The organism is Pseudomonas sp. B21-009, from assembly GCF_024749345.1.
Lineage (GTDB): Bacteria > Pseudomonadota > Gammaproteobacteria > Pseudomonadales > Pseudomonadaceae > Aquipseudomonas.
Genome location: NZ_CP087199.1, coordinates 1876365 through 1900207, shown reverse-complemented (window position 1 = coordinate 1900207; position 23843 = coordinate 1876365). Strand labels below are relative to the sequence as shown.

Here is a 23843-nt window from a genome sequence, read left to right as displayed (position 1 = left end):
GAGAAGTCCATGACAGCAACAACCCCCAAGCGTCGCCGCGGCCGCCTCGCCGAAGAGCAAATCCAGAGCAAGCCGGAGTGGTCGCAGATCCCCGAGCATACCCGCCATGTGATGCTCTGCACCGGCCCGCGCTGCGTACAACGCGGTGCCCTGCCACTGTGGAAAGTCCTGCGCCGCGAGCTGCTGGTGGCCAACCGCATCGAAACCACTGACGGCGTGCTGCTGACCCGCAGCCATTGCCAGTTCCCGTGCAACCTCGGCCCGGTGCTGACGGTATATCCGGACCGCTGCTGGTACCGGGTAGCCAACGCCGAAGACGCTCAGCGCCTGGTGCGTGTGCACCTGATCGACGGCCAACCGGTGCCCGAGTTGCTGCTCAACGGCCAGGGCTCATGAGGGGGTTGGGCGCCAGCGTGCTGGCCCTGTTGAGCAGCAGCGCCATGGCCCTGGACTATCAGAACTGCGGACACACCTGGCAACTGCCACAGGAGCGCCCGCAACGCATCCTGGCCCTCAACCAGCACGCCGCCGACCTGTTGCTGGCCCTGGGCGCCGGCCCGGCGCTGGCCGCCGTCAGCTATATAGATGATGACGCCCAGGCGTTGACCAGCGGACGCTATCGCGGCGTCCCCCTGCTGTCGCGTCGCTACCCGGCAACCGAGGTGGTCTATGCCCAAGGTTACGACCTGCTGGTCGGCGGCTTTGCCAGCGCCTTTCGTGACCGCGACGGGGTCGCGCCGCGCACCACCCTGCAGGCCAACGGCATCGCCAGCTACCTGCTGGAAAACGCCTGCGCGCCAGCGCCGGAAAACGGCTTTGCCGCCATTGAACAAGACCTGCGCAGCCTTGGCCACCTGTTGCAGCGCGAGGCCCGGGCCAGCCAGTTGATCACCCGCCAGCGCCAGGACCTGGCCACCGCCAAAACCATCGCCGGGCACAGCCCGCCGCTGTCGGTGTTCTACCTCGACAGCGAGGTCAACGGCCTGCAAAGCGAAGGCAAGCGCGGTTTCATCACCCAGTTGATCGACGCAGCAGGCGGGCGCAACCTGTACGCCGAGGTGGAGCTGAACCGGGTTACGGTCGATGCCGAGCGCCTGCTGCGCGCCGATCCTGACGTGATCATCCTTGCCGATGCGGTGTGGTCACCGGCCGCCGGCAAGCGCGCCTACCTGCGCCAGCACCCGGCGCTTTCGCACCTGCGCGCGGTGCGCGACGACCGCCTGATCGACCTGCCCTTCAGCCATATCGTGCCCGGCGAACACAGCGCCCGTACCGCCCTGACCCTGGCGCGCCAACTGCTCGCCTTGAAGCAACAGCGGCCTTGACCCGTCGCAGCAGAATCCGCTGCCAAACCCACTATTTCAGCTTTACCGGCTGAGCACCCAATGCGCTTCAGCCGGGATTTATCCTTGATCACGTCGACAATAAGCACACAGCCAACCCCGGATGCGTGCCTCGATGCAAACAACAAATACAGTCTTGATGATCCGCCCGGCGCGGTTCGCCTTCAACCCGGACACCGCCCTCAACAACCGTTTCCAGCAAGCCCTGCTCGACCCGCAGCAGGCACAGCAGAAAGCGCTGGAAGAGTTCGATGGCTACGTCGATACCCTGCGCCAGCACGGTGTCGAAGTGCTGGTGGTGCAGGACACCCCGGCGCCGCACACCCCTGATTCGATCTTCCCCAACAACTGGTGGAGCAGCCACGCCGACGGCAGCCTGGTGCTCTACCCGATGGAGGGCCAGAACCGCCGCCTGGAGCGCAGCAAGGGCGTGCTCAAAGTGCTTGAAGAGCGCTTCGCCGTCCGTCAGACCATCGATCTGAGCCCCTTGGAACAGCAGAGTATGTATCTGGAAGGGACCGGCAGCATGGTCCTCGATCGCGAACACCGGATCAGCTACGCCTGCCACTCCGGGCGCACCCACACCCAGGCCCTGCGCCTGTTCGCCGAACAGCTCGATTATCGCCTGTGCCTGTTCCACGCCGTCGACCGCCACCAGGCACCGATCTATCACAGCAACGTGATGATGAGCGTCGGCCGCGGGCTCTCGGTGGTCTGCCTGCAGGCGCTGCCCGAGGCCGATGAGCGTCGCGCCCTGGAGCATTCGCTGCGCGACACCGGCAAGGACATCCTGGCCCTGGACTTCGACCAGCTCGAAGGTTTTGCCGGCAACATGCTCGAAGTCCACGACAAGCAAGGCCAGCCACTGCTGGTGATGTCGCGCAGCGCCTGGCGCTCGCTCAACCCAGAACAACGCCGGCAGGTCGAGCAGCACAGCCACCCGGTGGTGGTGAACATCGACCATATCGAGCGCATCGGCGGCGGCAGCGCGCGCTGCATGCTCGCCGAAGTGCACCTGCCTGTCCGTCACTGATTACAACAAAGGAGTTCACCATGACCCGCTATATCGACGTTACCGACCTCAGCCGCCTGGTGGCACGCAAAGGCCTGAGCACCTGCATCAGCGAGATGGCCGAGTACATCCGTGAGGACTACCTGCGCTGGCACGACTTCGAAAAATGCGCGCGCCTGGCCAACCACTCGGCCGACGGGGTGATCGAGCTGATGCCGGTGTCCGATGCCAACCTGTACGCCTTCAAGTACGTCAACGGCCACCCGAAAAACACCCAGCGCGGCATGCTCACAGTGATGGCCTTCGGCGCCCTGGGCGACGTTGATAGCGGCGCGCCGGTGCTGCTTAGCGAGATGACCCTGACCACCGCCATCCGCACCGCCGCCACCTCGGCCCTGGCCGCGCGCTACCTGGCGCGCAAAAACAGCCGCAGCATGGCGCTGATCGGCAACGGCTCACAGAGCGAGTTCCAGGCCCTGGCCTTCCATGCCCTGCTGGGCATCGAGGACATCCGCCTGTATGACCTGGACCCTGCGGCCAGCGCCAAGCTGGTGGCCAACCTCGCCGCCTTCCCGGCCATCAAGGTCAGCGTTGCCGGCTCTGTCGCCGACGCGGTGCGCGGCGCCGATATTGTCACCACGGTGACTGCCGACAAGGCCTACGCGACCATCCTCACTCCGGACATGATCGAGCCTGGCATGCACCTGAATGCCGTCGGCGGCGACTGCCCGGGCAAGACCGAACTGCACCGCGAGATCGTCGAGCGCGCCCGGGTGATCGTCGAGTACGAACCGCAAAGCCGCATCGAAGGCGAAATCCAGCAAATGCCTGCCGACTCGCCCACCACCGAATTCTGGCAAGTGGTCAACGGCCAGGCCGCCGGGCGCGAAAACGCCGAGCAAGTGACCCTGTTCGATTCGGTCGGCTTTGCTCTAGAGGACTATTCGGCCCTGCGCTATGTGCTGGACGTCGCCAAGGCCCTGGACATCGGCAGCGAGATTGCCCTGGTGCCGGAGCTCAAGGACCCGAAAGACCTGTTCGCGCTGCTGCGCGCCCCGGTTGCAGACCTGCAGAAAAAACGCGCCTGAGGCCGACCGATTCTGCCGCGCCGCGGTGCGGCAGATCGGAAACCGCTGCACACGAAGCTCAAACAGGAGGTGCTCCAGCCGATTCGGCTGCCATTCACGCGTTAACAGCAAAATCCGGCAGCCGACGCCGGCGCAAACGACACAAAAAAAACGTCGTCATCGCGCATTCTGAGCCCGACCAGAGAGTCACTAAAAGACCAGAAGCGCACCACTGCCCTACATCAACTATAAAACTCAGGGATACTCATATGACTTCGCTGCGAAAGCTCCTCAGCGTGCTGCTCCTGCCACTGTGCGCAAGTGCGGTGCAGGCCAAGGAATGGACCGAGATCCGTTTCGGCGTCTACCCCGAATACCCCCCTTTTGAATCGGTTGCTGCCGATGGCAGCCTGCAAGGCTTCGACATCGAGCTGGGCAACGCCATCTGCGCCAAGCTGCAGGTCAAATGCACCTGGGTGCATAACGAGTTCGACGGCATGATCCCGGCCCTGCGGGCACGCAAGTTCGACGCGATCATGTCGTCGATGGCGGTGACCCCGGCGCGACAGAAACAGATCGATTTCAGCGCCAAACTGTTCCTCAGCCCGACCTCGGTTATCGTGCGCAAGAGCGCCGACTTCGGTGATACCCCGGAATCGCTCAAAGGCAAGCAGGTCGGCGTGCTGCAAGGCTCGCTGCAGGAAGCCTACGCCCGCGCCAAACTGGCGCCGCTGGGGGCCCAGGTCAAGGCTTATCAGGCCCAGGACCAGAACTACGCCGACCTGCTCAACGGCCGTCTCGACGCCACCTTGACCGACAAGCTCGAAGCCCAGCTCAACTTCCTTTCCAAACCCGAAGGCGCCGACTTCAAGAGCGGCCCGGCGATCAAGGACCCGACCCTGCCCCTGGACATCGCCATGGGCCTGCGCAAGAACGACAGCGAGCTCAAGGCCCTGCTCGACAAAGGCATTGCCGCGGTGCACGCCGACGGCACCTTCGCCGAAATCCAGAAAAAATACGTCGGCGACCTGGATATCTACAACGAGTAAGCCGTGCCGGCGTGATCAGTTCGCCCTGAGCTGATCGCGCCCGCATTTGCCCTGCGTCCTACCGAGATTTTTCCCGTGAACGACTTCCTTCACTCCCATGGCTGGCAGGCCTTGAGCCTGCAGGGCTTCGGCCCGCTGTTGCTGCAAGGGACCTGGATGACCCTGAAACTGGCGCTGTTGTCGCTGGCCCTGAGCCTGGCACTGGGCCTGTTCGGTGCCAGCGCCAAGCTCTCGCGGCTGAAACTGCTGCGGGTACCGGCCACCCTGTACACCACGCTGATTCGCAGTGTGCCGGACCTGGTGCTGATCCTGCTGATTTTCTACACCTTGCAATTGTGGCTCAACGACCTGACCGAGCTGCTCGGCTGGGACTACTTCGAGATCGACCCGTTCACCGCCGGGGTCATCACCCTGGGCTTTATCTACGGCGCCTACTTCACCGAGAACTTTCGCGGGGCGATCCTCAGCGTCCCGGCCGGGCAACTGGAAGCCGCCACGGCCTACGGCCTTAGCCGCGCGCAACGCTTTCGCCTGGTGCTGTTCCCGCAACTGATGCGCTTCGCCCTGCCCGGTCTTGGCAACAACTGGCTGGTGCTGCTCAAGTCCACTGCGCTGGTGTCGATCATCGGCCTGGCCGACCTGGTCAAGGCCGCACAAAACGCCGGCAAGACCACCAACAACACCCTGTACTTCCTGATCATCGCCGGGCTTGTGTACCTGCTGATCACCACCCTCTCCAACCGTCTGTTCAAGCACCTGGAGCGGCGTTACAACACCGGTATCAAGGGGCTGGCACGATGATCGAACTCTTTGAGCAATACGGCCAGGCCTACCTCTACAGTGACGGCGCCGGGCTTTCCGGGTTGGCCATGACCCTGTGGCTGTTCGTCATCACCATGGTCCTGGGCTTTTTCCTGTCGCTGCCGCTGGCCCTGGCGCGGGTCTCGCGCAGCCTGTGGCTGCGCTGGCCGGTGGAGTTCTACACCTTCGTGTTCCGCGGCACGCCGCTGTATATCCAGCTGTTGATCTGCTACACCGGCCTGTACGGGCTGGAGGTGGTGCGCGATCACGCCCTGCTCGACCAGTTCTTTCGCAATGCGCTGAACTGCACCCTGCTGGCTTTCGTGCTCAACACCTGCGCCTACACCGTGGAGATTTTCGCCGGGGCGATTCGCAATATCCCCCATGGCGAGATCGAAGCGGCCCAGGCCTACGGCCTGCACGGCTGCAAGCTGAACCTGTTCGTGGTGCTGCCGGCGGCTCTGCGCCGCTCATTACCGGCTTACAGCAACGAGCTGATCCTGATGCTGCACGCTACCTCGCTGGCTTTTACCGCCACCATCGCCGACATCCTCAAAGTCGCCCGCGATGCCAATGCCGCCACCTTCCTGACCTTCCAGGCCTTCGGAACCGCGGCACTGCTGTACATGTTGCTGTCCTTCGCGCTGGTCGGGCTGTTTCGCCTGGCCGAGCGGCGCTGGATGGGTTTTCTTGTTCCTGCCCGAGGCTAACTCATGACCACTACCGCACACGCCTTGTCGACCGGCGAACACACTCACAGCACACGTCCAAGCCCGCGCATTGCCAACGTCGCCGCCGACGCCACGGTAAAACTGAGCGTTGCCGACCTGCACAAACGCTACGGCGATCATGAAGTGCTCAAGGGTGTCTCGCTGCAGGCGCGCAAAGGCGACGTGATCAGCCTGATCGGTGCCAGCGGCTCAGGCAAGAGCACCATGCTGCGCTGCATCAACTTCCTTGAGCAACCCGATGCCGGGGTCATCACCCTCGATCAGCAGACCATCGAAATGCGCCAGGGCCGCGCCGGCAGCCGGGCGCCGCACCCAGCGCAGTTGCAGAACCTGCGCACGCGCCTGGCCATGGTGTTCCAGCACTTCAACCTGTGGAGCCACATGACGGTGCTTGAGAACATCTGCATGGCGCCGCGGCGGGTGCTCGGGGTCAGCAGCCAGGAAGCTGCAGCGCGGGCACGCAAGTACCTGGACAAGGTCGGCCTGCCGGCCCGCGCCGCTGACCAGTACCCGGCGTTTCTTTCCGGTGGCCAGCAACAGCGGGTGGCGATTGCCCGGGCCCTGGCCATGGAGCCGGAAATCATCCTCTTCGATGAACCGACCTCGGCCCTCGACCCGGAACTGGTCGGTGAAGTGCTGAAAGTCATACAGACGCTGGCCGAGGAAGGCCGTACCATGCTCATGGTCACCCACGAGATGGGCTTTGCCCGCCAAGTGTCGAGCCAGGTGCTGTTTCTGCATCAGGGCCGGGTCGAGGAACAAGGAAGCGCCGAGATACTTGACCAGCCGCAGAGCGAACGCCTGCAGCAATTTCTTTCCAACCGTTTGAAGTGAAGCCGAACCTGCATGGATACCAAGGTCAACAGCCCACAGACCACGCCGCCCCTGGACCGGATCGACGAAGCGATCATCGATGTGTTGCGCCACAACGGGCGCATCACCTATGAAAAGCTCTCATCGCTGGTGCACCTCACCCCTCGCCCGTGCCTGGAACGGGTGCGCAAGCTGGAACGGCGCGGAGTGATTCGCGGCTATGGCGCGATCATCGATGTGCAGATGGTTTCGCCGGGGCTGTCGCTGCTGGTGCTGGTGGCCCTCTCCAACCAGAGCGGGCGCGCCGCGCAAAAGGCCTTCGAGGCCTGCGTACGCGCCTGCCCGCAGGTGTTCGACTGCCAGCTGATCAGTGGCCACTTCGACTACAGCTTGCGCATGCGCTGCCGTGACATGGAGCACTACCGGGTGCTGACCGAAACCTGGATGAACAACGACGAGTTGCACATCGACAAGCTGGTCGCCCACCCGGAGCTGGCGGTGGTGAAGAACACCGCCCCCCAGCTCTAGGCCATTAACTCAGGTACGCGGCGGCGCCACCGGCCCGCTGCGCGACCAATCGAGCAACAGGCTGTAGGCCACCGCCAGCAAGGTCGGGCCGATGAACAGGCCGATAAAGCCGAAGGCCAGCAAGCCGCCAAACACCCCGAGCAAGACGATCACCAGCGGCAGGTTACCGCCACGGCTGATCAGGTAGGGTTTGAGCACGTTGTCGACGCCGCTGATGATGAAGGTACCCCAGAGGCCGAGGAACACCGCCATGCCGTACTCGCCCTGCCAGGCCAGCCAGGCGGTAGCCGGCACCCAGGCCAGCGGTGGGCCCATGGGAATCAGGCTGAGCATGAAGGTGACGATCCCCAGCACCAGCGCCCCTGGCACACCGGCAATCAGGAAGCCGATCAGCGCCAGTACCGCTTGCGCCGCAGCGGTGCCGATCACGCCGTTGACCACCCGTTGCACGGTACCTGCCACCAGTTCGAGGTAGTACTCGGCGCGCTCGCCGATCAGGCGATCCAGCAGGCGCAGGACAAACGCCGCCAGGCGCGGCCCGTCACGGTAGAAGAAGAACACGAAGACCAGGCTCAGGGTCAGCTCGAGAATGCCGCTGCCGATCTGCGCGCTGCGCGCCAGCAGCCAGTTGCCGACCTGGCCCAGGTACGGCTTGATGGTGACCAGCAACGCCGCGCCTTGCTGGTCAATGGTGTTCCACATGCCCACCAGGCGCTCGCCGACAAAAGGCACGCTGCCCAGCCAGCCCGGCGCATCGGGCAGGCCATCGACCTGCACGTCGCGCACGAAGGCGGTGGCATCGCGAATATGGTCGGCCAGGTTGAAGCCCAGCCACACCAGCGGCAACGCCACCAGCAATATCCACAAGGTGGTCAACAACCCTGCGGCGAGGGTTTCGCGACCGCCGAGCAGGCGCGTCAACAGACGCATCAGCGGCCAGCTGGCGTAGGCCAGGATGGCCCCCCAGAGCAGCGCCGAAATGAACGGTGCCATCACCCAGAGGCCTGCGCCAAGCAGCGCCAGCAGGATGATCTGCACCAGCAGGCGGTCATTATTGGGCATCATGTTTCTCGATCAACGAATCAGTTCGACGTGGAAACCATCAGTCTCGGCGTTACCCACTTCCAGTCGCGCTGGACGCACCCCGGCCTTTACCAGTTGCTCACGCCAGTCTTGCGCCTTGGCCCCGCTCAGGCTCACGCGCAAGGTGGTGTTGTTGTTCAGGCTGCGCCCGATCAGGTTGACCCAGGCCGCAGGCGGCTCGCCGTTCAAGTCAGGGTAGTCGAGCTTGCCGGTGTCGAGCAGTTCGCGCATCAAGGTGGCTGGCGTGGGCAACAACTCGCCCAGGGGCGCATCGGCGACGAACTCTTCGACGTGCAGGTAAGCACGCTTGTTGCCACGGGTGATGCTGTACAGGGCGACCAGGGTGTTGCTCTGCTCGGCGGAGCGGCGCAGCAGAATGAACGCCTGTTGCTCGTCGGCACCCGACAACGTGCGGTTCTTGAACACCTCGTTGGCCCACAGGCTGTTCTCGCCACAATCACGCGCCTGGCACCAGAACAACGGATAACCGCCATCGTTCTGCAGGGCTTCGCGGGCGGCGGTGAAGGCTTCGTTGGCACTGCGCTCGCGGGGCAGCTCATAGGTGGTGGAGCTGACCTGGCCGCGGCTTTCGATCTTGCCCTCGACCCGCAGCTGATTGCTGATCTTGCGCAGGCCGCCCAAGGGGTAGATGCGCTCCTGCGGTACCGCCGCGCGCTGATCGACCACCTTGGCGTCCAGCGGAACCGGCAGGCCGTCGGCCAGCAACGGCAGGCTGGCGAGAACGCCGAGCCCGGCCATGGCCGCCCGGGTAAGCAATTTGAGCCTCATAGGCTCGTCACCGAGCGCGGGGCGTCAAGGTGGTCAAATGATGTGGCGTTGTCTTGCTCGTTCATGGTTGTCTCCCTGTTCAACCCGCCAAGCCTCGACAGTTGCCGGTCACAAGTCAAGAAATGCCAAAGAAGCGATTGAAACAGTCTGCAACAAGGGTTGCGCCGGCCTCGTCATTCAGGTGCAGATGATGACCGCCCGGCAGTTGTTCTCGCTCAAAGGGTAGCTGCTCGAGCAACTCGCTGTGGCGCGCCAGCATGCCTTCGGCGGCCACCACCAGTTTCGCCGGGCAGGCGATGCGCTGCACGAAGCTCATGGCCTGGGCCTGGTTCAGTCGCGTGGGCGATGGCAGGGTCAGGCGGCTGTCGCTGCGCCAAGTGTAGCCACCGGGTACCGGCATCAGCCCACGCTGGGCAAGTAGCTCGGCCGCCTCGCGGCTGACCGCCACCAGGCCCTTCATGCGTGCCTCGATGGCCTGCTCGAGGGTCGAGTGCACGGCCTTGCGCTTGCTGTCCAGGCGCAGTTGCGCCTGCAGGGCCATGCCCATGCGTTCGGCGGCATCCTGCGGGCCGCTGGTGGGCGGGATGACCCCGTCGATCAAGGCCAGGCGGGTGATGCGTTCGGGCAAGGCGCCGGCCAGCAGCACCGAAATGATCGCCCCCAGCGAGTGCCCGAGCAGGGCAAAGCGCTCCCAGCCCATCTGCTCGGCCACCCGCAGTACATCGTGGGCGTAGTCGGCCAGGGCGTAGCCGGCGCCGGCCGGGCGATGCTCGGAATGGCCATGGCCGGCCAGGTCCAGGGCGAGGATGCGCAGGCCCTTGAGCCGGGGCGCCAGGCGGGCAAAGCTGTTGGCGTTGTCCAGCCAGCCGTGCAGGGCAATCACCGGCAAGCCGTCGGCCGGGCCGAACAGGTGCGCGGCCAGCTCGATATGGCCCAGGTTCAGGCGTACTTCTTCCATTTCAGTGCTCATGTCGGGGTGTCCTGCCAGCGCTCGAACAGGCCCTTGATCAGGCTGGCGGTATCGCTCGGGTGCTCCAGCGGAAACATATGACCGCCCGGCAGGCTGTGGTATTCGCCCCTGGGCATGCCACGCACGGCCAGGGCGTGATGGCGCTTGACCACCCGGCTGTGGCTGCCACGGACCATGGCCAGGGGCAGCTGCAGCTGTTTGGCCGGGCTCGGGCTGGTGTGCGGCAGGCTGCGGTAGATGCTGATCTCGGTAGCCGGGTCAAAGCGTAGGCGCAAGCCGTCTGCGCCGGGCTGCAAGCCATGCTCAAGGTAGGCGTCCAGGCATTCGGGATCGAAATGGCGGAACAGCGTTTTGCCAGCGAAATAGGCCCGTGCGCTGTCACGGTCGGCAAAGGCTTCGCGGCGGCCCAGGGTGCGCCCGGCCGGGGTGATGCGATCGATGAAGCCCATGCGCTTGGCGGCCTGGATCAGCCACTGGTCGACCCGGGTCAACACCGGCGAATCGAGCATCACCACGCCGCGGTAGTACTGCGGGCAGCGCAGCGCCGCATGCAGGTGCAACACACCCCCCAAAGAATGCCCGACGCCCCAGACCGGGCCCGGCTGTTGCTCCAGGTGATGGATCAGCTCGTCGACCAGGTTCTGCCAGTTGTCGTTGACCGGAAAGCGCGGATCGTGGGCATGCTGGGCCAGGTGGCTGACCTGATAGTCCGGCGCCAGCGCCGCGAACAGCTTGCCGTAGGTGGCCGAGGGAAAGCCATTGGCATGGGCGAAGAAGATCTGCTGCGACATGGCCGCCAATCCAGAAGGAAGTGATGGCTCATTGTCGGCAACCGTACCCGTGGCGGCAATGTCCGGAAAAGCCATCGGCGACGGCAATCAGGTCAATACTCGCCGAAACTGGCCATCGAGCGGCGCAGGCAGGCCTGCATATAGGCCAGTTGCTGCTCGAGGGCTTCGCGGGCGCGGCGCTTGTCTTCGACATCGAGCTCGAGCCGGCGCAGGGCCAGGCAACTGGTCTGCAGCAGGTGTGACATGCGAATGCTGGCCTGGCGCAGTTGCTCCAGCTCGTACTGGCCTTCGAACTTGCGCAGCAGGTAGTCGAGCTTGGCGTCGGCGCTGTCCTGCAACATGCGGTACTCGGCAAAGTCCAGCGCCTGGTGCTTTTGCACCTTGTCGAGCGCCGGCTGCACGTCGGCCGAGTACACCAGATCCAGATGTCTACTGCTCATAGTCCAATTCCCTGGGACACCCTGCCCCGCAACTTGATTGCACGCTAACAAGGTGTACCGGGCAGGACAACTGGTAAAAATGCTAGGTCGATCAGCGGATTTATGGATGATTCAGGCCACGCAAGGTCATCAGCCCCGCCAGCGGCCACTCACCCTCGAGTTCGGCCAGGCTGGCGGTGCTCATCGGCGCCGGAGGTTGGCGGCTGCCATGCGCCAGCAGGCTGACCAGGTTGCCCACCAGCGGCTGGTGACTGACCAGCAACACTTCGTTCACGCCCAGGCTCTCCAGCTCGCTGATTACCGCGTGCGGGTCACTGTCGGGGGTCAGCCACGGCACGGTCTGCACCGGTTTGCCGAAGCCGAGGGCTTCGTGGACCAGCGCCGCAGTCTGCTGGGCGCGCACATAGGGGCTGGCGAGAATCACCTGCAGCGGCTGCCCGAGCAACTGCGCCGCGCTGCGCAGCACCTGCTCGCGGCCATGGGCGGTGAGCCGGCGCTCGGCATCGGTGTTGGCCCGCTGCTCGGCCTCGCCGTGACGCAGCACCCACAGTTTCACAGCTTTGGCTCTTCGTCGCGCACCGGGTGCGCTGCCGGCGGCACGCTGTGGGCAGCCTCGCCTTCGGGCGCACGCGGGGTTGGCCAGTCGGCGAAAGGCCAGGGCTTCTGGTCACTGTGGAAGCTGCCGAAGCGGCCGATCTGGGCCAGGAACTGGCTGAGGCTGTCGCCGAAATTCATCAGGCTGGCACTCGGTGCGCCGTAGATCAGCCGGTAGATCAGTTGCACCAGCACCAGGCCACCGAGCAGCAGCTCGGCCAGTTGCCAGACCACCAGGAACACCAGCATCCACAGCACGCGCAAGATGATCGACTCGCGCTGGGTCTGGTTTGAAGAATCGTTCATGTCCTGCTCCTGCTTAGTTGAAACCGCTGGTGGAGATAAAGTCGACATCGGTTTTCGGCTCGCCGCGCATCAGCAGCTCGATCACCTGGGTCAGGGTCCGGCCTTCGAACAGGATCGCATGCAAGCCGGCGACCAGGGGCATGTACACCTGGACCTCCTGGGCTTTGACCTTGAGCACCTTGAGGGTGTTCACCCCTTCGGCCACTTCGCCCAGGCGGCTGACCGCCTCGTCCAGGCTCAGGCCCTGGCCCAGGGCGTGGCCAACCTGGTAGTTGCGGCTCTTGGGCGAGGAGCAGGTGACGATCAGGTCACCGACCCCGGCCAGGCCCAGGAAGGTCATCGGGTTGGCGCCCTGGCTGACGGCAAAGCGGGTCATCTCGGCCAGGGCGCGGGTAATCAGCATGCTCTTGGTGTTCTCGCCCATACCCAAGGCCACGGCCATCCCGGCAATGATTGCGTAGACGTTCTTCAACGCCCCGCCCAGCTCGACACCAAAGCGGTCGCCGCTGGCATAAACACGGAAGGTGCGTCCGTGCAGCACAGCCTGGACCTGCTGGCAGAGGGCCTCGTCTTCACTGGCGACCACGGTGGCGGTCAGCGCGTGCTCGGCCACTTCGCGGGCCAGGTTCGGCCCGGACAGCACGCCGATGCGCGCCTGGGGGGCGATTTCTTCGAGGATCTGGCTCATCAGCTTGAAGCTTTGCGCCTCGATGCCCTTGGTCAGGCTGACCAGCATCTTGCCGCCCAGCAACTGGGCGTGGGGCGCCAGCACGCTGCGCAGGGCGCTGGAAGGCAAGGCGACGAAGATCAGCTCGCAGGCCTGCAGGGTCGCCAGCAGATCATTGACCGGCTCGACCCCGGCATGCAACTTGATGCCCTTGAGGTAGCGCGGGTTCTCGCGGTTGCTGCGCATGGCCTCGGCCTGCTCGGGGTCGCGCATCCATTGGCGCACCCGAACACCGTTTTCTGCCAGCAGATTCGCCACGGCGGTGCCGAAACTCCCGCCTCCCAGAACTGCAACAGGCTGCTGTTCAGTCATATCCAATCCGTTAAAACCAATTTAAGTGGCGACCTGCGCATTATACGGAGCGCCGGTGCCAGAGCCAGTGGCAGATGACCGAATCGCCGTTGGGAACCGTCGCGCCATGACTGGAAAATGCCCACCACTCGGTTAACATGCCCGACTTGAACCTGTTACCAAGGCCGCACTGTGTCTTTTGGCCCGACCTGCAAACGCCCTTTATTACTGCTGACTGCCCTGCTCAGCGGCCCCAGTGTGGCTGACGACCTGTTCGTCGACAGCCAGGCTTTGCCGCAAGTGCTCACCGCCACCCGCCTCAAGCAATCGCCAGCGGCGGTGCCGGGCAGCATGACCGTGCTCGACAACGAGCTGATCCGCGCCAGCGGCGCCCGCGACATACCCGAACTGCTGCGCCTGGTGCCGGGGATGATGATCGGCTACGGCGCCGGCAACCAGCCGACGGTCAACTACCACGGCAGCAACGTCAACGATGCCCGGCGCATGCAGGTGCTGATCGACGGCCGCTCGGTGTACCGCGCAGGCCTGGCCACGGTGGACTGGAGCGATATCCCGCTGGCCATGGAAGACATCGAGCGCATCGAGGTGTTCCGCGGCCCCAACACCGTCAGTTACGGCGCCAATGCGCTGATGGCGGTGGTCAATATCCTTACCCGCAGCCCGGCCGACAGCCACGGCACGCGCTTGAAAGTCACCCGTGGCCAGCGCGGCATCAATGACTGGTACGCAAGCCAGGGCCTGGGCTGGGACGGTGGCGACCTGCGTCTGTCATTGTCGGGCATGCAGGACGACGGCTTCGACGAGAACCACCTGGGCCAGGACTACCGCGACAGCCGCCGCCTGAACCGCCTGAACCTCAGCGCCAGCCACACCCTGGCCAGCAACCAGAGCCTGGAGTGGCAGTTCGCGGCCAAAGAAGGCAGTGACCAGCGTCCTTATACCTATAAACCGGTGTTTCCCTACGTTACTGCCGCCGGCAACAACGCCGACCTCAACGCCAAGGACTACGCCGGCTCGCTGCGCTGGAACATCGACTTCAACCCGAACCATAGCCTGTACATCCAGGGCTCGGCCCAGCACTGGGAACGTGAACAGGTGTGGCGCGCCTGCGATGCGGCGCTGTCGTTCAGCCCGCAACTGACCGAGCTCTGGCGCCTGAACCCGAACTACGCCGAGCAGGTGGCGCGTAACATCACCTCACCCCTGCCCGCCGGCAGCAGCGAGGAGACCGCGCTGGCAACGCAAGTCCAGCAGCAATGGCGCAACGGCGGCGCGCAGCAGGTGTGCGGCGACATCGACCAGAGCACCCGGGAAACCCGCTACGACCTTGAAGTGCAGGACACCCTGAGCCTGTCCGACAGCCTGCGCCTGGTCAGTGGCGCCAATTACCGCTACGACCGCGCCGACTCGCAGACTTACTTCAATGGCAGCCTCGACGACAGCACCTGGCGCCTGTTCGGCCACCTGGAATGGCGTGCCGACGAGCACTGGATCCTCCAGGGCGGGGCCATGTACGAAGATGCCCGACTGTCCGGCAGCTCGCTGACCCCGCGGGTGGCGGTCAACTACCTGATCACCCCGCGCCATGGCCTGCGCGCGGTGTACTCGGAGGCGGTGCGCTCGCCGGACATGTTCGAGAACAACGTCAACTGGAGCTACCGGGTCAATAACCTGGAACCTGGCGCTTTCGGCCAGCGCGACGCCGATTACTTCGTCAAGACCCGCGGCCCGGGCGATCTCGAGCAAGAGCGCATGCGCTCGCGGGAACTGGGCTATAACGGTTACTTCGCCGATGCCGACCTGAGCGTCGACCTCAAGCTGTTCTACGACGAAATCACCGGCATGATCAGCGAACCGCTGCGCAACAACCAGTACATTGCCAGCAACAGCAACAAGGCCCGCTTCAGCGGCAGCGAAGCGCAGCTGGACTGGCGTCTGAGCCCGGCCGATCGCCTGCGCCTGACCTACGCCTACGTCGATGCCTGGGCCAGCAACCCGGCCGACCGGCGCCTGAGCGCCCACAACAGCGGTTCGGCCGGCTGGCTGCGGAACTGGGGCGGCGGCTGGTCCAGTGCGCTGTTCTACTACGGCGACGATGCCCTCAACCAGTACCGCTTCGAACGCGTCGACTTACGCGTGGCCAAGCACCTGCGCTGGAATCGTACCAGCCTGGAACTGGCCGGCATGCTCCAGCAGCGCCTGGATGACGAGCCGACGACCATCTACGACAACCGCTATGACAGCCGTCACGTGCTGTCTTTCAGTGCGGAGCTGGCGTTCTGATGCGCCGCCTGCGGCGCTGGCTGCTGCTGGTCTGCCTATGGCCCCTGGGCAGCCTGTCGGCCAGTGAGATCCTGCTCACTGCCAGCCAGGACAACCCCGGCGTGCGCAGCTTCGTCGACGCCTTGCGCGAGCGCCGCCCGGCTGACCAGGTGCGCTTCGTGCCGGTGGCCGAGCTGCCACGACCGAGCCAGATTAAAGCCGCCACCCGCTTGATCCTGCTCGATGGCGCCAGCCTCGAATGGCGCCTGAGCGAAAGCGCCGGTCCACCGGCGCTGGCCTTGCGCGTCAGCCGCGTCCAGGCCCAACAGCGTCTGGGCAGCCTGCGCCCGCCTTACCTGAGCCTGCTATGGAGCGACCCGCCGCTGGCCCGCCAGCTGCGCCTGACCCGCTACCTGTTGCCGCAGGCCAAGCGCGTGGGCGTGCTGTATGCCGAGCACAGCCAGTTTCTGCTCGACGAGTTGCGCAAGGCGGCCAGCCCGTTGGGCCTGGAGATCATCGCCGAAGCCTGGCCAGACCTGCGCGACAGCCGCCCACTGCAAAGTCTTCTGCAAAACAGCGATGTACTGCTGGGCGTCGACGATCCACAGTTGTACAACTCGAAAACGGCGAAAAACGTTCTGCTCAGCAGCTATGGCCGGCAAATGGCGCTGATCGGGCCTAATGCCGGCTTCGTCAAGGCCGGCGCCCTGGCCAGTACCCTGAGCGATCAGGACGACTGGCTGGCGGTGCTCGAGCGGCTGCTCAACCAGCCCCCCAATCGCTGGCCACGCACGCTCTACCCGGATCACTTCAACGTGCTCGGCAACCAGCAGGTGGCCCGCGCCCTGGGCATCGAAGCGATTGACCCGTCCGCCGCCGCCCTGGCCCTGGCCGAAGGAGAAAGCACACCATGAGACGGCGCCTGAGCTGGGACATCCACACCCGCACGCAGATCATCAGCCTCGGCCCGGCCCTGTTGCTGACCCTGCTGCTGATCAGCTTCTTTACCTTCGTGCGTATCCAGGATTTGCGCCAGGAGCTCAACCACACCGGTCAGTTGATCGCCAACCAGTTGGCCCCGGCCTCCGAATACGGGGTAATCGCCGGTAATAACGAAGTGCTCGAAAGCCTCATGCGCGCGACCTTGAGCATCCCCCACGTGCGCTTTCTCGAGGTCCAGGACAGCAGCAACCATATCCTCGTGTATGTCGAGCAGCCGGACGAAAGCAACAACCGCGCACAGCAAGTCGAAGTGTTCCAGGCCCCCATTCGCCTGCAGCAGATCCGCCTGGACAACGACTTTTTGCACAGCAACGCACCGGCCAGGAGCATCGGTGACGACTATCTGGGCCGGGTAATCGTCGGCATGTCGGACGATGCCTTCAGCGAGCGCCAGCAGGAAATCGTGGTCAAGGCCGGGATCCTCGCGCTGTTTGCCCTGCTGTTCACCTTTATCCTCGCCCGGCGCCTGGCCCTGAGCCTGGCCAAGCCGATCAGCGACATGGGCCATGCGGTCAAGGCCATCCAGCAAGGGCAGTTCAATGCGCCGCTGCCGGTGGTCGACGACAGCGAACTGGGCCATCTGGCGCGGCACATCAACAACCTTGCCAGCGCCCTGGGCACGGCCAGCCATGAACAACAGCAAGCCATGTCGCAGCTGATCCAGGCCCGCGAAGAAGCCGAACAGGCGAACAAGGCCAAATCCGACTTCCTGGCGATGATGAGCCACGAACTGCGCACGCCCATGAACGGCGTCATGGGCATGCTGCAACTTCTGGAAACAACCCCGCTCAACGAGGAGCAGGCCGAATACACCGCGGTGGCCAGCGAGTCGACCGGGCACCTGCTCAAGGTCATCAACGATATCCTCGATTTCTCGCGCATCGAGCGCACCAACCTCGAGCTTGAGCATATCGACTTCAACCTCGGCGAGCTGATCGGCAGCAGCGTGCAATCGTTCCAGCACCTGGCCCAGCAGCGCCAGCTGGAACTGCAACTGCGCCTGCCGCCGGGCATGGAACAACTGCAAGTGGTGGGCGACCCGACGCGCATCCGCCAGGTGCTGCTCAACCTGATCGGCAACGCCCTAAAGTTCACCGAGCGCGGCAGCGTGCACATCGAACCGCGCTGGCAGGTGCTCGACCGCCAGCTGATCTGGTTCACCTGCGCGGTGCGCGACACCGGCATCGGCATCGACAGCACCCGCCTGGAGATGATGTTCGTTGCCTTCCAGCAAGCCGACAGCTCGATCTCACGCCGTTATGGCGGCACCGGCCTGGGCCTGTCGATCGCCCGCACCCTGACCGAGCGGATGGGCGGAACCCTGCGCGGCGAAAGCCGTGAAGGCCTGGGCTCGACCTTTACCCTGGAAATGCCCCTGGCCCTGTCGACCGCGCAAACGCCGCGCCTGCCCAGTGGCCTGACCCGCCCCGAAGACGACGGCCAGGGCCGACGGATCCTGCTGGTCGAGGACAATCCGGTGAACCAGACGGTGATCGAAGCGATGCTGCGCAGCCTGGGCTTTGAAGTCTGCGTTGCAGTTGATGGCGCCCAAGCCGTGGCCCAGGCCGGACGTCAGCGCTTTGCCGCCGCACTGATGGATTGCCGCCTGCCGATCATCGATGGCTACGAGGCCACCCGGCGCATTCGCCTGCTGCCACAGGCGGCGGCCATGCCGATCATCGCCCTGACCGCCAATGCCTTGCAGGGCGATCGCGAGCGTTGCCTGAACGCCGGCATGAACGACTACCTGGCCAAGCCGTTCAAACGCACTGATCTGCAGCAAATTCTGCAACGCTGGCTGCCCGGTCAGACAGCTGTGACTGGCGATAAATGCTAAATTGCGGCAGTCTAAGAGACTGGACAAGCGCCGCGAAGGGCTTGAAAATAAAATTTCAGTGCACAAGTGTACTTCTTTGCCCCGTGCGCTGTGACTTTCACTACAACGCAATAGTCTATGTGTAGGCTGCCGGCTCAAACGCTAGCGTTTTGGGACGGCCGGGAAGATTTGCCCCCTGCCGCACGGGGACTATTGAGGAGCTCGCATGACCAAACAAAACGCCTTTACTCGGGAAGACCTGCTGCGCTGCAGTCGCGGTGAGCTGTTCGGCCCAGGTAACGCGCAACTGCCCGCCCCGAACATGCTGATGGTTGATCGCATCACCCATATCAGCGCCGAGGGTGGCAAGTACGGCAAAGGTGAATTGGTCGCCGAGCTGGATATCACCCCGGACCTGTGGTTCTTCGCCTGCCACTTCGAAGGTGATCCGGTGATGCCGGGCTGCCTGGGCCTGGATGCCATGTGGCAGCTGGTCGGTTTCTACCTCGGCTGGCAAGGTTTGCCGGGCCGTGGCCGCGCCCTGGGTTCGGGCGAAGTGAAATTCTTTGGCCAGGTCCTGCCGACCGCCAAGAAAGTCACCTACAACATTCATATCAAGCGCGTCCTCAAAGGCAAGCTGAACATGGCCATCGCCGATGGTTCGGTCAGCGTCGACGGTCGCGAGATCTACACCGCCGAAGGCCTCCGGGTCGGCGTCTTCACCTCCACTGACAACTTCTAAGGGTTATCCGCATGCGCCGCGTCGTTATCACTGGTCTGGGCATCGTTTCGTGCCTGGGCAATGACAAAGAGACCGTCTCCGCCAACCTGCGTGCAAGCCGCCCTGGCATCCGATTCAACCCGGAATATGCCGAAATGGGTCTGCGTAGCCAGGTTTCCGGCTCCATCGACCTCAACCTCGAAGAACTGATCGACCGTAAAATCTACCGCTTCGTTGGTCACGCCGCTGCCTATGCCTACCTGGCAATGGCCGACGCGATCAAGGACTCGGGCCTGAACGAAGAGCAGGTTTCCAACCCGCGTACCGGCCTGATCGCAGGCTCCGGCGGCGCCTCGACCCTGAACCAGATGGAAGCGCTGGACATCCTGCGCGAGAAAGGCGTCAAGCGCGTTGGCCCGTACCGCGTCACCCGGACCATGAGCAGCACCGTATCGGCGTGCCTGGCCACCCCGTTCAAGATCAAGGGCCTGAACTACTCCATCGCCTCGGCCTGCGCCACCAGTGCTCACTGCATCGGTACCGCGATGGAACAGATCCAGATGGGCAAGCAGGACATCGTCTTCGCCGGTGGCGGTGAAGAAGAGCACTGGAGCCAGTCGTTCCTGTTCGACGCCATGGGCGCCCTGTCCAGCAAGCGCAACGACACCCCGGAAAAAGCCTCCCGCGCCTACGACGCTGACCGTGACGGTTTCGTCATCGCCGGCGGTGGCGGCATGGTCGTGGTTGAAGAGCTGGAACACGCCCTGGCCCGTGGCGCCAAGATCTACGCCGAAATCGTCGGCTACGGCGCGACGTCCGATGGCTACGACATGGTCGCGCCAAGCGGCGAAGGCGCCATCCGCTGCATGCAGATGGCCATGTCCACCGTCGACACCCCGATCGACTACCTGAACACCCACGGTACCTCGACCCCGGTGGGCGACGTTGCCGAGATGAAGGGCGTTCGCGAAGTGTTCGGCGACAAGGCTCCGGCCATCAGCTCGACCAAGAGCCTGTCCGGTCACTCCCTGGGCGCCGCCGGCGTTCACGAAGCGATCTACTGCATGCTGATGATGGAGGGCAACTTCATTGCCGGTTCCGCCAACATCGACGAGCTGGACCCGGAAGTGGCCGACCTGCCGGTGCTGACCAAGACCCAGGAAAACGCCAAGATCGATACCGTGATGAGCAACAGCTTTGGTTTCGGCGGCACCAACGCTACCCTGGTACTCAAGCGCTGGGCTGGCAAGTAAGGGCTGGCCCCTTGCACTCAAAACGCCCCGACTCGTCGGGGCGTTTTTGTTTGTGCCTTACACCGAAAAGCGCCCCACCAGCCCATTGAGCTCAATCGCCAGCTGTGACAACGCCTGGCTCGCCGCATTGGTCTGATTCGCCCCCGCCGACGTCTGCATCGCCAGGTCGCGAATATTGGTCAGGTTGCGATCCACCTCCCGCGCCACCTGCGCCTGCTGCTCCGAGGCACTGGCGATCACCAGGTTGCGCTCGTTGATCAGGCTGATGGCCGCGGCAATCTCCTCCAGCGCCGCCCCGGCGGCATGTGCGCCTTCCAGGGTGCCGCGCGCCCGCTCGTTGGTCTGCTGCATACCCTCGACCGCACGATTGGTGCCCTGCTGGATGCCGTCGATCATCTGCTCGATTTCCCGGGTCGACTGCTGGGTGCGATGGGCCAGTGCCCGTACCTCGTCAGCCACCACGGCAAAACCGCGCCCGGCATCACCGGCGCGCGCCGCCTCAATCGCCGCGTTCAGGGCCAGCAGGTTGGTTTGCTCGGCAATCGCGCCGATCACATCCAGCACCTTGGTAATGCCATGCACCTGTTGCGCCAGTTGCCCGACCTCTTCGGCGTTGGCGGTGACGCCAGCGGCCAGGTCTTCGATCGAGGTCACGGTCAGGCGCACCTGCTCGCGCCCTTGGCGGGCGATGCGGTCGGACTCGCGCGAGGCTTCGGAGGTGGCCACGGCATTGCTCGCCACCTCCTCCACTGCAGTGGTCATCTGGTTGACGGCGGTGGCCGCCTGTTCGATTTCCTGGCTTTGCTGCATCAACCCGCGGGTGGCATCTTCGGTTACCGCGCTGAGCTCTTCGGAGGCCGAGGCCAACTGGCTGGAAGAATCGGAGATGCGCCCGATGGTATCGCGCAGGCTTTGCTGCATCTGCTTCAAGGCCGCCAGCAAGCGCGCCGGCTCATCCTTGCCCTGCACCGAGATCTGCGGGGTCAGGTCACCGGTGGCGACCACTTCGGCGACCTGCAGCGACTGCGCCAGTGGCCGGACGATGCTGCGGGTCAGAGTCAGGGCCAGGACCACGGTGAGCACTACGGCGGCGATCAGCAAGCCGATCACCCAGATCCGCGCCTGCGTGTAGACGACTTCGGCAAGGTCGGTGGCGCTGTTGGCATGCTGATTATTGAGCGCGATCAGCTCGTTGAGGCTGGCGGTCATCTGGTCGGCGAGCTGGTTCATCTCGCCATTGACCATGGCCACCGCCTCTTCCACCCGGTGCTCGGTAGACAACTGCACCACCTGGGCCTGCAGCTTGAGGTAGCGCCGCTCCAGGTCCAGGTAGCGGTCGAACAGGGTCTGTTCTTCAGGCAGGACGATCAGCGCCTGGTACTTCTGCTGGGCCTTGTCCAGACCGGACTTGATCTCTTCGATGCGCGACTTGTTCTGCTCCAGCGCCGCCGCATCGCGATTGACCAAAAGGCGCAGGGTCAAGGCGCGGATGCGCAACATGTCCTGGGTCATCTGCCCGACCGAGATCACGCTGGGCAACCAGTTGCTGTCGACCTGCTCGGACTGCTGGCGCATGCTGGTCATCTGCATCAAGGCAAACGCACCCAAGGCAAACACCAGCGCCGCCACCAGGCCGAAGCCCAGGCCGGCCCTGGGCGCGATATTCATGCTTCTCAAGCTCATCTTCTGGCTCCCTCCAAAAGCGCTGCTCAATAGGGCAGCAGTCCTTGCTTCTAGACGGTATCGGCCTGTGGAAAATTTGCGTAAGACGAAAACGTGATATCAAAAGGCCTTATGATCGCGACGCCAGGGTCGCCCTGCCTCAGCGCACGGTAAAGCGTTGCTCGGCCAGCAGGCGATCGCCCTGAAAGACCATGAAATGCCATTGCCCCGGCACCACTTCGTGGTTCTCGGTGAACTCGTAGGCCATGACATCCTGGACCGCACCGGGCACCAGCTTTTGTACCACTTCGAACTTGTCGTGGCGCTTGCCGTCGGGTGTGCGCACGCCAGGGGTGAGGTACAGCAGGGTCAGCGGCGTGTCCTCGGCGACCTTGCCTTCCAGGCGGTAGCGCATACCGAACTTGCTACCCAGGCGCGCCGGGATTTCATCGGTAGGCTGGATGGTCTGGTTGCTCTGGCTCAGCACCCGTTCACCGGGCTGGAAGTTCTGGTGGCGGGTTTCGAACAGGCCGTACTCGACCGGGCCTTCGACGCGAACCTCGGCAGCGGCCAGGCCACTGACCAGCAACAGCCCGCACAGGGCGCTGAAACGACGTGGAAACATAGTGCACTCCATCAGGTTGATGGCGGCAGGCTATGACGCGGGCATGACAAGCTGATGACAGTGCTGTCACTTGCGTGCCTTGGGCAGCACCGCGAGGAAGTTGTCGCGGGCGACCTTTTGCGCCACCTCGGCAGGCAAGGCATCGAGAAACGGATCGAAACCATGCAACTGTTCGCCCAGGCTGTTGAAGCGCCCGACCACGTCGGAGCCAAGCATGAAGCGCTCAGGGAAGCGCTTGACCAGCGCCAGCCACTCAGCCCTGGGCTTGCCCTTCTCATCCAGCAGATAAGGCTGCAGCACGCTCCAGGACAGGTCTATGTACAGGTTCGGGTAATCCTCGAGCATCCGTGTCAGGGTCGGCAGCAGAAAATCCAGCTGCGTCTGGTGCCGATGAATCTCCATACTGGTGCCGGCATGGGCCCAGATGAAGCGGGTGTGCGGGTGATTGCGCAACGGTTCTTCGATTTCCGCCAGGTACAGCGGGTTGCGTTCGCGCTTGGAGGTGATGTTGGAATGGATCAGCACCGGCAGGTCCTGCTCGGCGGCCAGGTGATAGATGCGGGTCATGGCCTCGTTGTTGGCCCTGGGCGTGTCGCCGCTGGTCAACGCGGTCAGGTCGTCGTGGCGGGTGAACACTTCGCCGATCCCCTGCCACAGGCCCGGGTGCAGCGCTAGCATGCGTTCGATGTGGGCCACGGCGTTCTTGTCTACCGGGTTGAAGCCGGTGAGAAACGGATGAAAGCGCTGGCGCTGCTCAGGCGAAAGCTTCTCCAGCGCCGCAGCAACGTAGATGTCGGTGGCGCTGTACCAATAGGCATCGGCATCGTCGCCCGCGTAGTAACGCGGGCGCTTGGGCTCGTCTTCGTGCCACTTCTTGGCCACCGGGATGCCGGAAATCATCGACTGGTCGATGCGCGCCTGGTCCATGGCCTTGAGCAGGGCGTCCATGCCGGCGGTTTCCTGGAAAAAATCGACGTAATGCAGGTGCGCATCACTGTAGTGATACTCACGCGCCTGCGCCGCCTGCAGCGACAACCCCAGCAACAGCGCCCAGCCCAGACACCTGGCAATCATTTCGCATTCCTTCTGGCCGATTCAGACAGGGTAGACCGGAGCGAACACACGCCAGTTCAGCAGGTTATGCTA

The 23843-nt window shown here is 64.1% G+C and carries 25 protein-coding genes; 14 read left to right on the top strand and 11 right to left on the bottom strand.

Annotated elements, in window-relative coordinates; translation table 11 throughout:
* The first annotated feature begins 9 nt into the window (after nt 1-9).
* The 9 genes from LOY34_RS08760 (at nt 10) to LOY34_RS08720 (ending at nt 7344) form a co-directional block, all read left to right on the top strand.
* Nucleotides 10-396, top strand: coding sequence for a ferredoxin (locus tag LOY34_RS08760; protein ID WP_045202155.1), 387 nt, complete (start codon nt 10-12; stop codon nt 394-396).
* Nucleotides 393-1325 (top strand): ABC transporter substrate-binding protein, encoded by a 933-nt coding sequence (locus LOY34_RS08755; RefSeq protein ID WP_195883436.1) that lies wholly within the window; start codon nt 393-395, stop codon nt 1323-1325. The genes LOY34_RS08760 and LOY34_RS08755 overlap by 4 nt, the downstream gene beginning before the upstream one ends.
* 133 nt (nt 1326-1458) lie before the next feature.
* Complete coding sequence (gene ctlX / locus LOY34_RS08750) at nt 1459-2376, top strand: citrulline utilization hydrolase CtlX (protein ID WP_123568396.1); 918 nt, start codon at nt 1459-1461, stop codon at nt 2374-2376.
* Between the two features lie 20 nt (nt 2377-2396).
* On the top strand, nt 2397-3443 hold the full coding sequence (locus LOY34_RS08745; protein ID WP_195883435.1) for an ornithine cyclodeaminase: 1047 nt from the start codon (nt 2397-2399) through the stop codon (nt 3441-3443).
* Between the two features lie 248 nt (nt 3444-3691).
* Nucleotides 3692-4471: an ABC transporter substrate-binding protein gene (locus LOY34_RS08740; protein WP_045202161.1), complete on the top strand. Its 780-nt coding sequence runs from the start codon at nt 3692-3694 to the stop codon at nt 4469-4471.
* A 75-nt stretch (nt 4472-4546) separates the two neighbouring features.
* Entirely contained in the window at nt 4547-5272 is a 726-nt protein-coding gene (locus LOY34_RS08735; protein ID WP_038996184.1) for an ABC transporter permease, read from the top strand.
* Nucleotides 5269-5982 (top strand): ABC transporter permease, encoded by a 714-nt coding sequence (locus tag LOY34_RS08730; protein WP_045202163.1) that lies wholly within the window; start codon nt 5269-5271, stop codon nt 5980-5982. Before LOY34_RS08735 ends, LOY34_RS08730 begins: the two co-directional genes overlap by 4 nt.
* 3 nt (nt 5983-5985) lie before the next feature.
* Complete coding sequence (locus LOY34_RS08725) at nt 5986-6837, top strand: ABC transporter ATP-binding protein (RefSeq protein ID WP_230090830.1); 852 nt, start codon at nt 5986-5988, stop codon at nt 6835-6837.
* Between the two features lie 12 nt (nt 6838-6849).
* Nucleotides 6850-7344, top strand: a complete 495-nt coding sequence (locus LOY34_RS08720) for an Lrp/AsnC family transcriptional regulator (RefSeq protein WP_010224632.1) — start codon at nt 6850-6852, stop codon at nt 7342-7344.
* Between the two features lie 9 nt (nt 7345-7353).
* Here LOY34_RS08720 and LOY34_RS08715 read toward each other — a convergent pair whose 3' ends face one another.
* The 8 genes from LOY34_RS08715 to LOY34_RS08680 all read right to left on the bottom strand — a co-directional run bounded on the left by LOY34_RS08715 (nt 7354) and on the right by LOY34_RS08680 (nt 13356).
* Nucleotides 7354-8406 carry an AI-2E family transporter gene (locus LOY34_RS08715; RefSeq protein ID WP_045202231.1) on the bottom strand — a complete coding sequence of 351 codons (1053 nt, stop codon included), beginning with the start codon at nt 8404-8406 and terminating at the stop codon, nt 7354-7356.
* A 12-nt stretch (nt 8407-8418) separates the two neighbouring features.
* Nucleotides 8419-9186 carry a DUF4892 domain-containing protein gene (locus tag LOY34_RS08710; protein ID WP_230090950.1) on the bottom strand — a complete coding sequence of 256 codons (768 nt, stop codon included), beginning with the start codon at nt 9184-9186 and terminating at the stop codon, nt 8419-8421.
* Nucleotides 9187-9331: 145 nt separating this feature from the next.
* The gene (locus LOY34_RS08705) at nt 9332-10186 is read right to left on the bottom strand and encodes an alpha/beta hydrolase (RefSeq protein ID WP_045202167.1); all 855 of its coding nucleotides are present in this window, start codon (nt 10184-10186) and stop codon (nt 9332-9334) included.
* Nucleotides 10183-10977 carry an alpha/beta fold hydrolase gene (locus tag LOY34_RS08700; protein WP_093385316.1) on the bottom strand — a complete coding sequence of 265 codons (795 nt, stop codon included), beginning with the start codon at nt 10975-10977 and terminating at the stop codon, nt 10183-10185. The genes LOY34_RS08705 and LOY34_RS08700 overlap by 4 nt, the downstream gene beginning before the upstream one ends.
* A 92-nt stretch (nt 10978-11069) precedes the next feature.
* Nucleotides 11070-11417 carry a hypothetical protein gene (locus tag LOY34_RS08695; RefSeq protein WP_045202171.1) on the bottom strand — a complete coding sequence of 116 codons (348 nt, stop codon included), beginning with the start codon at nt 11415-11417 and terminating at the stop codon, nt 11070-11072.
* Between the two features lie 100 nt (nt 11418-11517).
* On the bottom strand, nt 11518-11973 hold the full coding sequence (gene sixA, locus LOY34_RS08690; protein ID WP_195883433.1) for a phosphohistidine phosphatase SixA: 456 nt from the start codon (nt 11971-11973) through the stop codon (nt 11518-11520).
* Nucleotides 11970-12317, bottom strand: coding sequence for a DUF4389 domain-containing protein (locus LOY34_RS08685; RefSeq protein WP_045202175.1), 348 nt, complete (start codon nt 12315-12317; stop codon nt 11970-11972). The genes sixA and LOY34_RS08685 overlap by 4 nt, the downstream gene beginning before the upstream one ends.
* 13 nt (nt 12318-12330) lie before the next feature.
* On the bottom strand, nt 12331-13356 hold the full coding sequence (locus LOY34_RS08680) for an NAD(P)H-dependent glycerol-3-phosphate dehydrogenase (RefSeq protein ID WP_045202177.1): 1026 nt from the start codon (nt 13354-13356) through the stop codon (nt 12331-12333).
* A gap of 171 nt (nt 13357-13527) precedes the next feature.
* On the opposite strand from LOY34_RS08680, the gene LOY34_RS08675 reads away from it, so the two are divergent.
* The 5 genes from LOY34_RS08675 (at nt 13528) to fabB (ending at nt 20410) form a co-directional block, all read left to right on the top strand.
* The gene (locus LOY34_RS08675) at nt 13528-15639 is read left to right on the top strand and encodes a TonB-dependent siderophore receptor (protein WP_258664574.1); all 2112 of its coding nucleotides are present in this window, start codon (nt 13528-13530) and stop codon (nt 15637-15639) included.
* The gene (locus LOY34_RS08670; RefSeq protein WP_195883431.1) at nt 15639-16532 is read left to right on the top strand and encodes an ABC transporter substrate-binding protein; all 894 of its coding nucleotides are present in this window, start codon (nt 15639-15641) and stop codon (nt 16530-16532) included. The genes LOY34_RS08675 and LOY34_RS08670 overlap by 1 nt, the downstream gene beginning before the upstream one ends.
* Nucleotides 16529-18457: an ATP-binding protein gene (locus LOY34_RS08665; protein ID WP_195883430.1), complete on the top strand. Its 1929-nt coding sequence runs from the start codon at nt 16529-16531 to the stop codon at nt 18455-18457. Before LOY34_RS08670 ends, LOY34_RS08665 begins: the two co-directional genes overlap by 4 nt.
* 205 nt (nt 18458-18662) lie before the next feature.
* On the top strand, nt 18663-19178 hold the full coding sequence (gene fabA / locus LOY34_RS08660) for a 3-hydroxyacyl-[acyl-carrier-protein] dehydratase FabA (RefSeq protein ID WP_045202185.1): 516 nt from the start codon (nt 18663-18665) through the stop codon (nt 19176-19178).
* Between the two features lie 11 nt (nt 19179-19189).
* Nucleotides 19190-20410, top strand: a complete 1221-nt coding sequence (gene fabB / locus LOY34_RS08655; protein ID WP_195883429.1) for a beta-ketoacyl-ACP synthase I — start codon at nt 19190-19192, stop codon at nt 20408-20410.
* Nucleotides 20411-20467: 57 nt separating this feature from the next.
* On the opposite strand, the gene LOY34_RS08650 is transcribed toward fabB, so the two are convergent.
* From LOY34_RS08650 to LOY34_RS08640, 3 genes are all read right to left on the bottom strand, one after another.
* Nucleotides 20468-22093 (bottom strand): methyl-accepting chemotaxis protein, encoded by a 1626-nt coding sequence (locus tag LOY34_RS08650; protein ID WP_045202189.1) that lies wholly within the window; start codon nt 22091-22093, stop codon nt 20468-20470.
* A 139-nt stretch (nt 22094-22232) separates the two neighbouring features.
* The gene (locus LOY34_RS08645; protein ID WP_045202191.1) at nt 22233-22697 is read right to left on the bottom strand and encodes a DUF3859 domain-containing protein; all 465 of its coding nucleotides are present in this window, start codon (nt 22695-22697) and stop codon (nt 22233-22235) included.
* 66 nt (nt 22698-22763) lie between these two features.
* Nucleotides 22764-23771, bottom strand: a complete 1008-nt coding sequence (locus LOY34_RS08640) for an amidohydrolase family protein (protein ID WP_195883428.1) — start codon at nt 23769-23771, stop codon at nt 22764-22766.
* Nucleotides 23772-23843 lie beyond the last annotated feature (72 nt).

Coding starts and splice junctions, on each gene's coding strand:
- LOY34_RS08755 (WP_195883436.1), top strand. CDS start 393: ATGAGGGGGTTGGGCGCCAGCGTGCTGGCCCTGTTGAGCAGCAGCGCC.
- LOY34_RS08725 (WP_230090830.1), top strand. CDS start 5,986: ATGACCACTACCGCACACGCCTTGTCGACCGGCGAACACACTCACAGC.
- LOY34_RS08680 (WP_045202177.1), bottom strand. CDS start 13,356: ATGACTGAACAGCAGCCTGTTGCAGTTCTGGGAGGCGGGAGTTTCGGC.
- LOY34_RS08645 (WP_045202191.1), bottom strand. CDS start 22,697: ATGTTTCCACGTCGTTTCAGCGCCCTGTGCGGGCTGTTGCTGGTCAGT.
- LOY34_RS08640 (WP_195883428.1), bottom strand. CDS start 23,771: ATGATTGCCAGGTGTCTGGGCTGGGCGCTGTTGCTGGGGTTGTCGCTG.
- LOY34_RS08715 (WP_045202231.1), bottom strand. CDS start 8,406: ATGCCCAATAATGACCGCCTGCTGGTGCAGATCATCCTGCTGGCGCTG.
- LOY34_RS08670 (WP_195883431.1), top strand. CDS start 15,639: ATGCGCCGCCTGCGGCGCTGGCTGCTGCTGGTCTGCCTATGGCCCCTG.
- LOY34_RS08695 (WP_045202171.1), bottom strand. CDS start 11,417: ATGAGCAGTAGACATCTGGATCTGGTGTACTCGGCCGACGTGCAGCCG.
- LOY34_RS08760 (WP_045202155.1), top strand. CDS start 10: ATGACAGCAACAACCCCCAAGCGTCGCCGCGGCCGCCTCGCCGAAGAG.
- fabB (WP_195883429.1), top strand. CDS start 19,190: ATGCGCCGCGTCGTTATCACTGGTCTGGGCATCGTTTCGTGCCTGGGC.
- ctlX (WP_123568396.1), top strand. CDS start 1,459: ATGCAAACAACAAATACAGTCTTGATGATCCGCCCGGCGCGGTTCGCC.
- LOY34_RS08740 (WP_045202161.1), top strand. CDS start 3,692: ATGACTTCGCTGCGAAAGCTCCTCAGCGTGCTGCTCCTGCCACTGTGC.
- fabA (WP_045202185.1), top strand. CDS start 18,663: ATGACCAAACAAAACGCCTTTACTCGGGAAGACCTGCTGCGCTGCAGT.
- LOY34_RS08650 (WP_045202189.1), bottom strand. CDS start 22,093: ATGAGCTTGAGAAGCATGAATATCGCGCCCAGGGCCGGCCTGGGCTTC.
- LOY34_RS08685 (WP_045202175.1), bottom strand. CDS start 12,317: ATGAACGATTCTTCAAACCAGACCCAGCGCGAGTCGATCATCTTGCGC.
- LOY34_RS08705 (WP_045202167.1), bottom strand. CDS start 10,186: ATGAGCACTGAAATGGAAGAAGTACGCCTGAACCTGGGCCATATCGAG.
- LOY34_RS08745 (WP_195883435.1), top strand. CDS start 2,397: ATGACCCGCTATATCGACGTTACCGACCTCAGCCGCCTGGTGGCACGC.
- LOY34_RS08700 (WP_093385316.1), bottom strand. CDS start 10,977: ATGTCGCAGCAGATCTTCTTCGCCCATGCCAATGGCTTTCCCTCGGCC.
- LOY34_RS08665 (WP_195883430.1), top strand. CDS start 16,529: ATGAGACGGCGCCTGAGCTGGGACATCCACACCCGCACGCAGATCATC.
- LOY34_RS08730 (WP_045202163.1), top strand. CDS start 5,269: ATGATCGAACTCTTTGAGCAATACGGCCAGGCCTACCTCTACAGTGAC.
- LOY34_RS08710 (WP_230090950.1), bottom strand. CDS start 9,186: ATGGCCGGGCTCGGCGTTCTCGCCAGCCTGCCGTTGCTGGCCGACGGC.
- LOY34_RS08720 (WP_010224632.1), top strand. CDS start 6,850: ATGGATACCAAGGTCAACAGCCCACAGACCACGCCGCCCCTGGACCGG.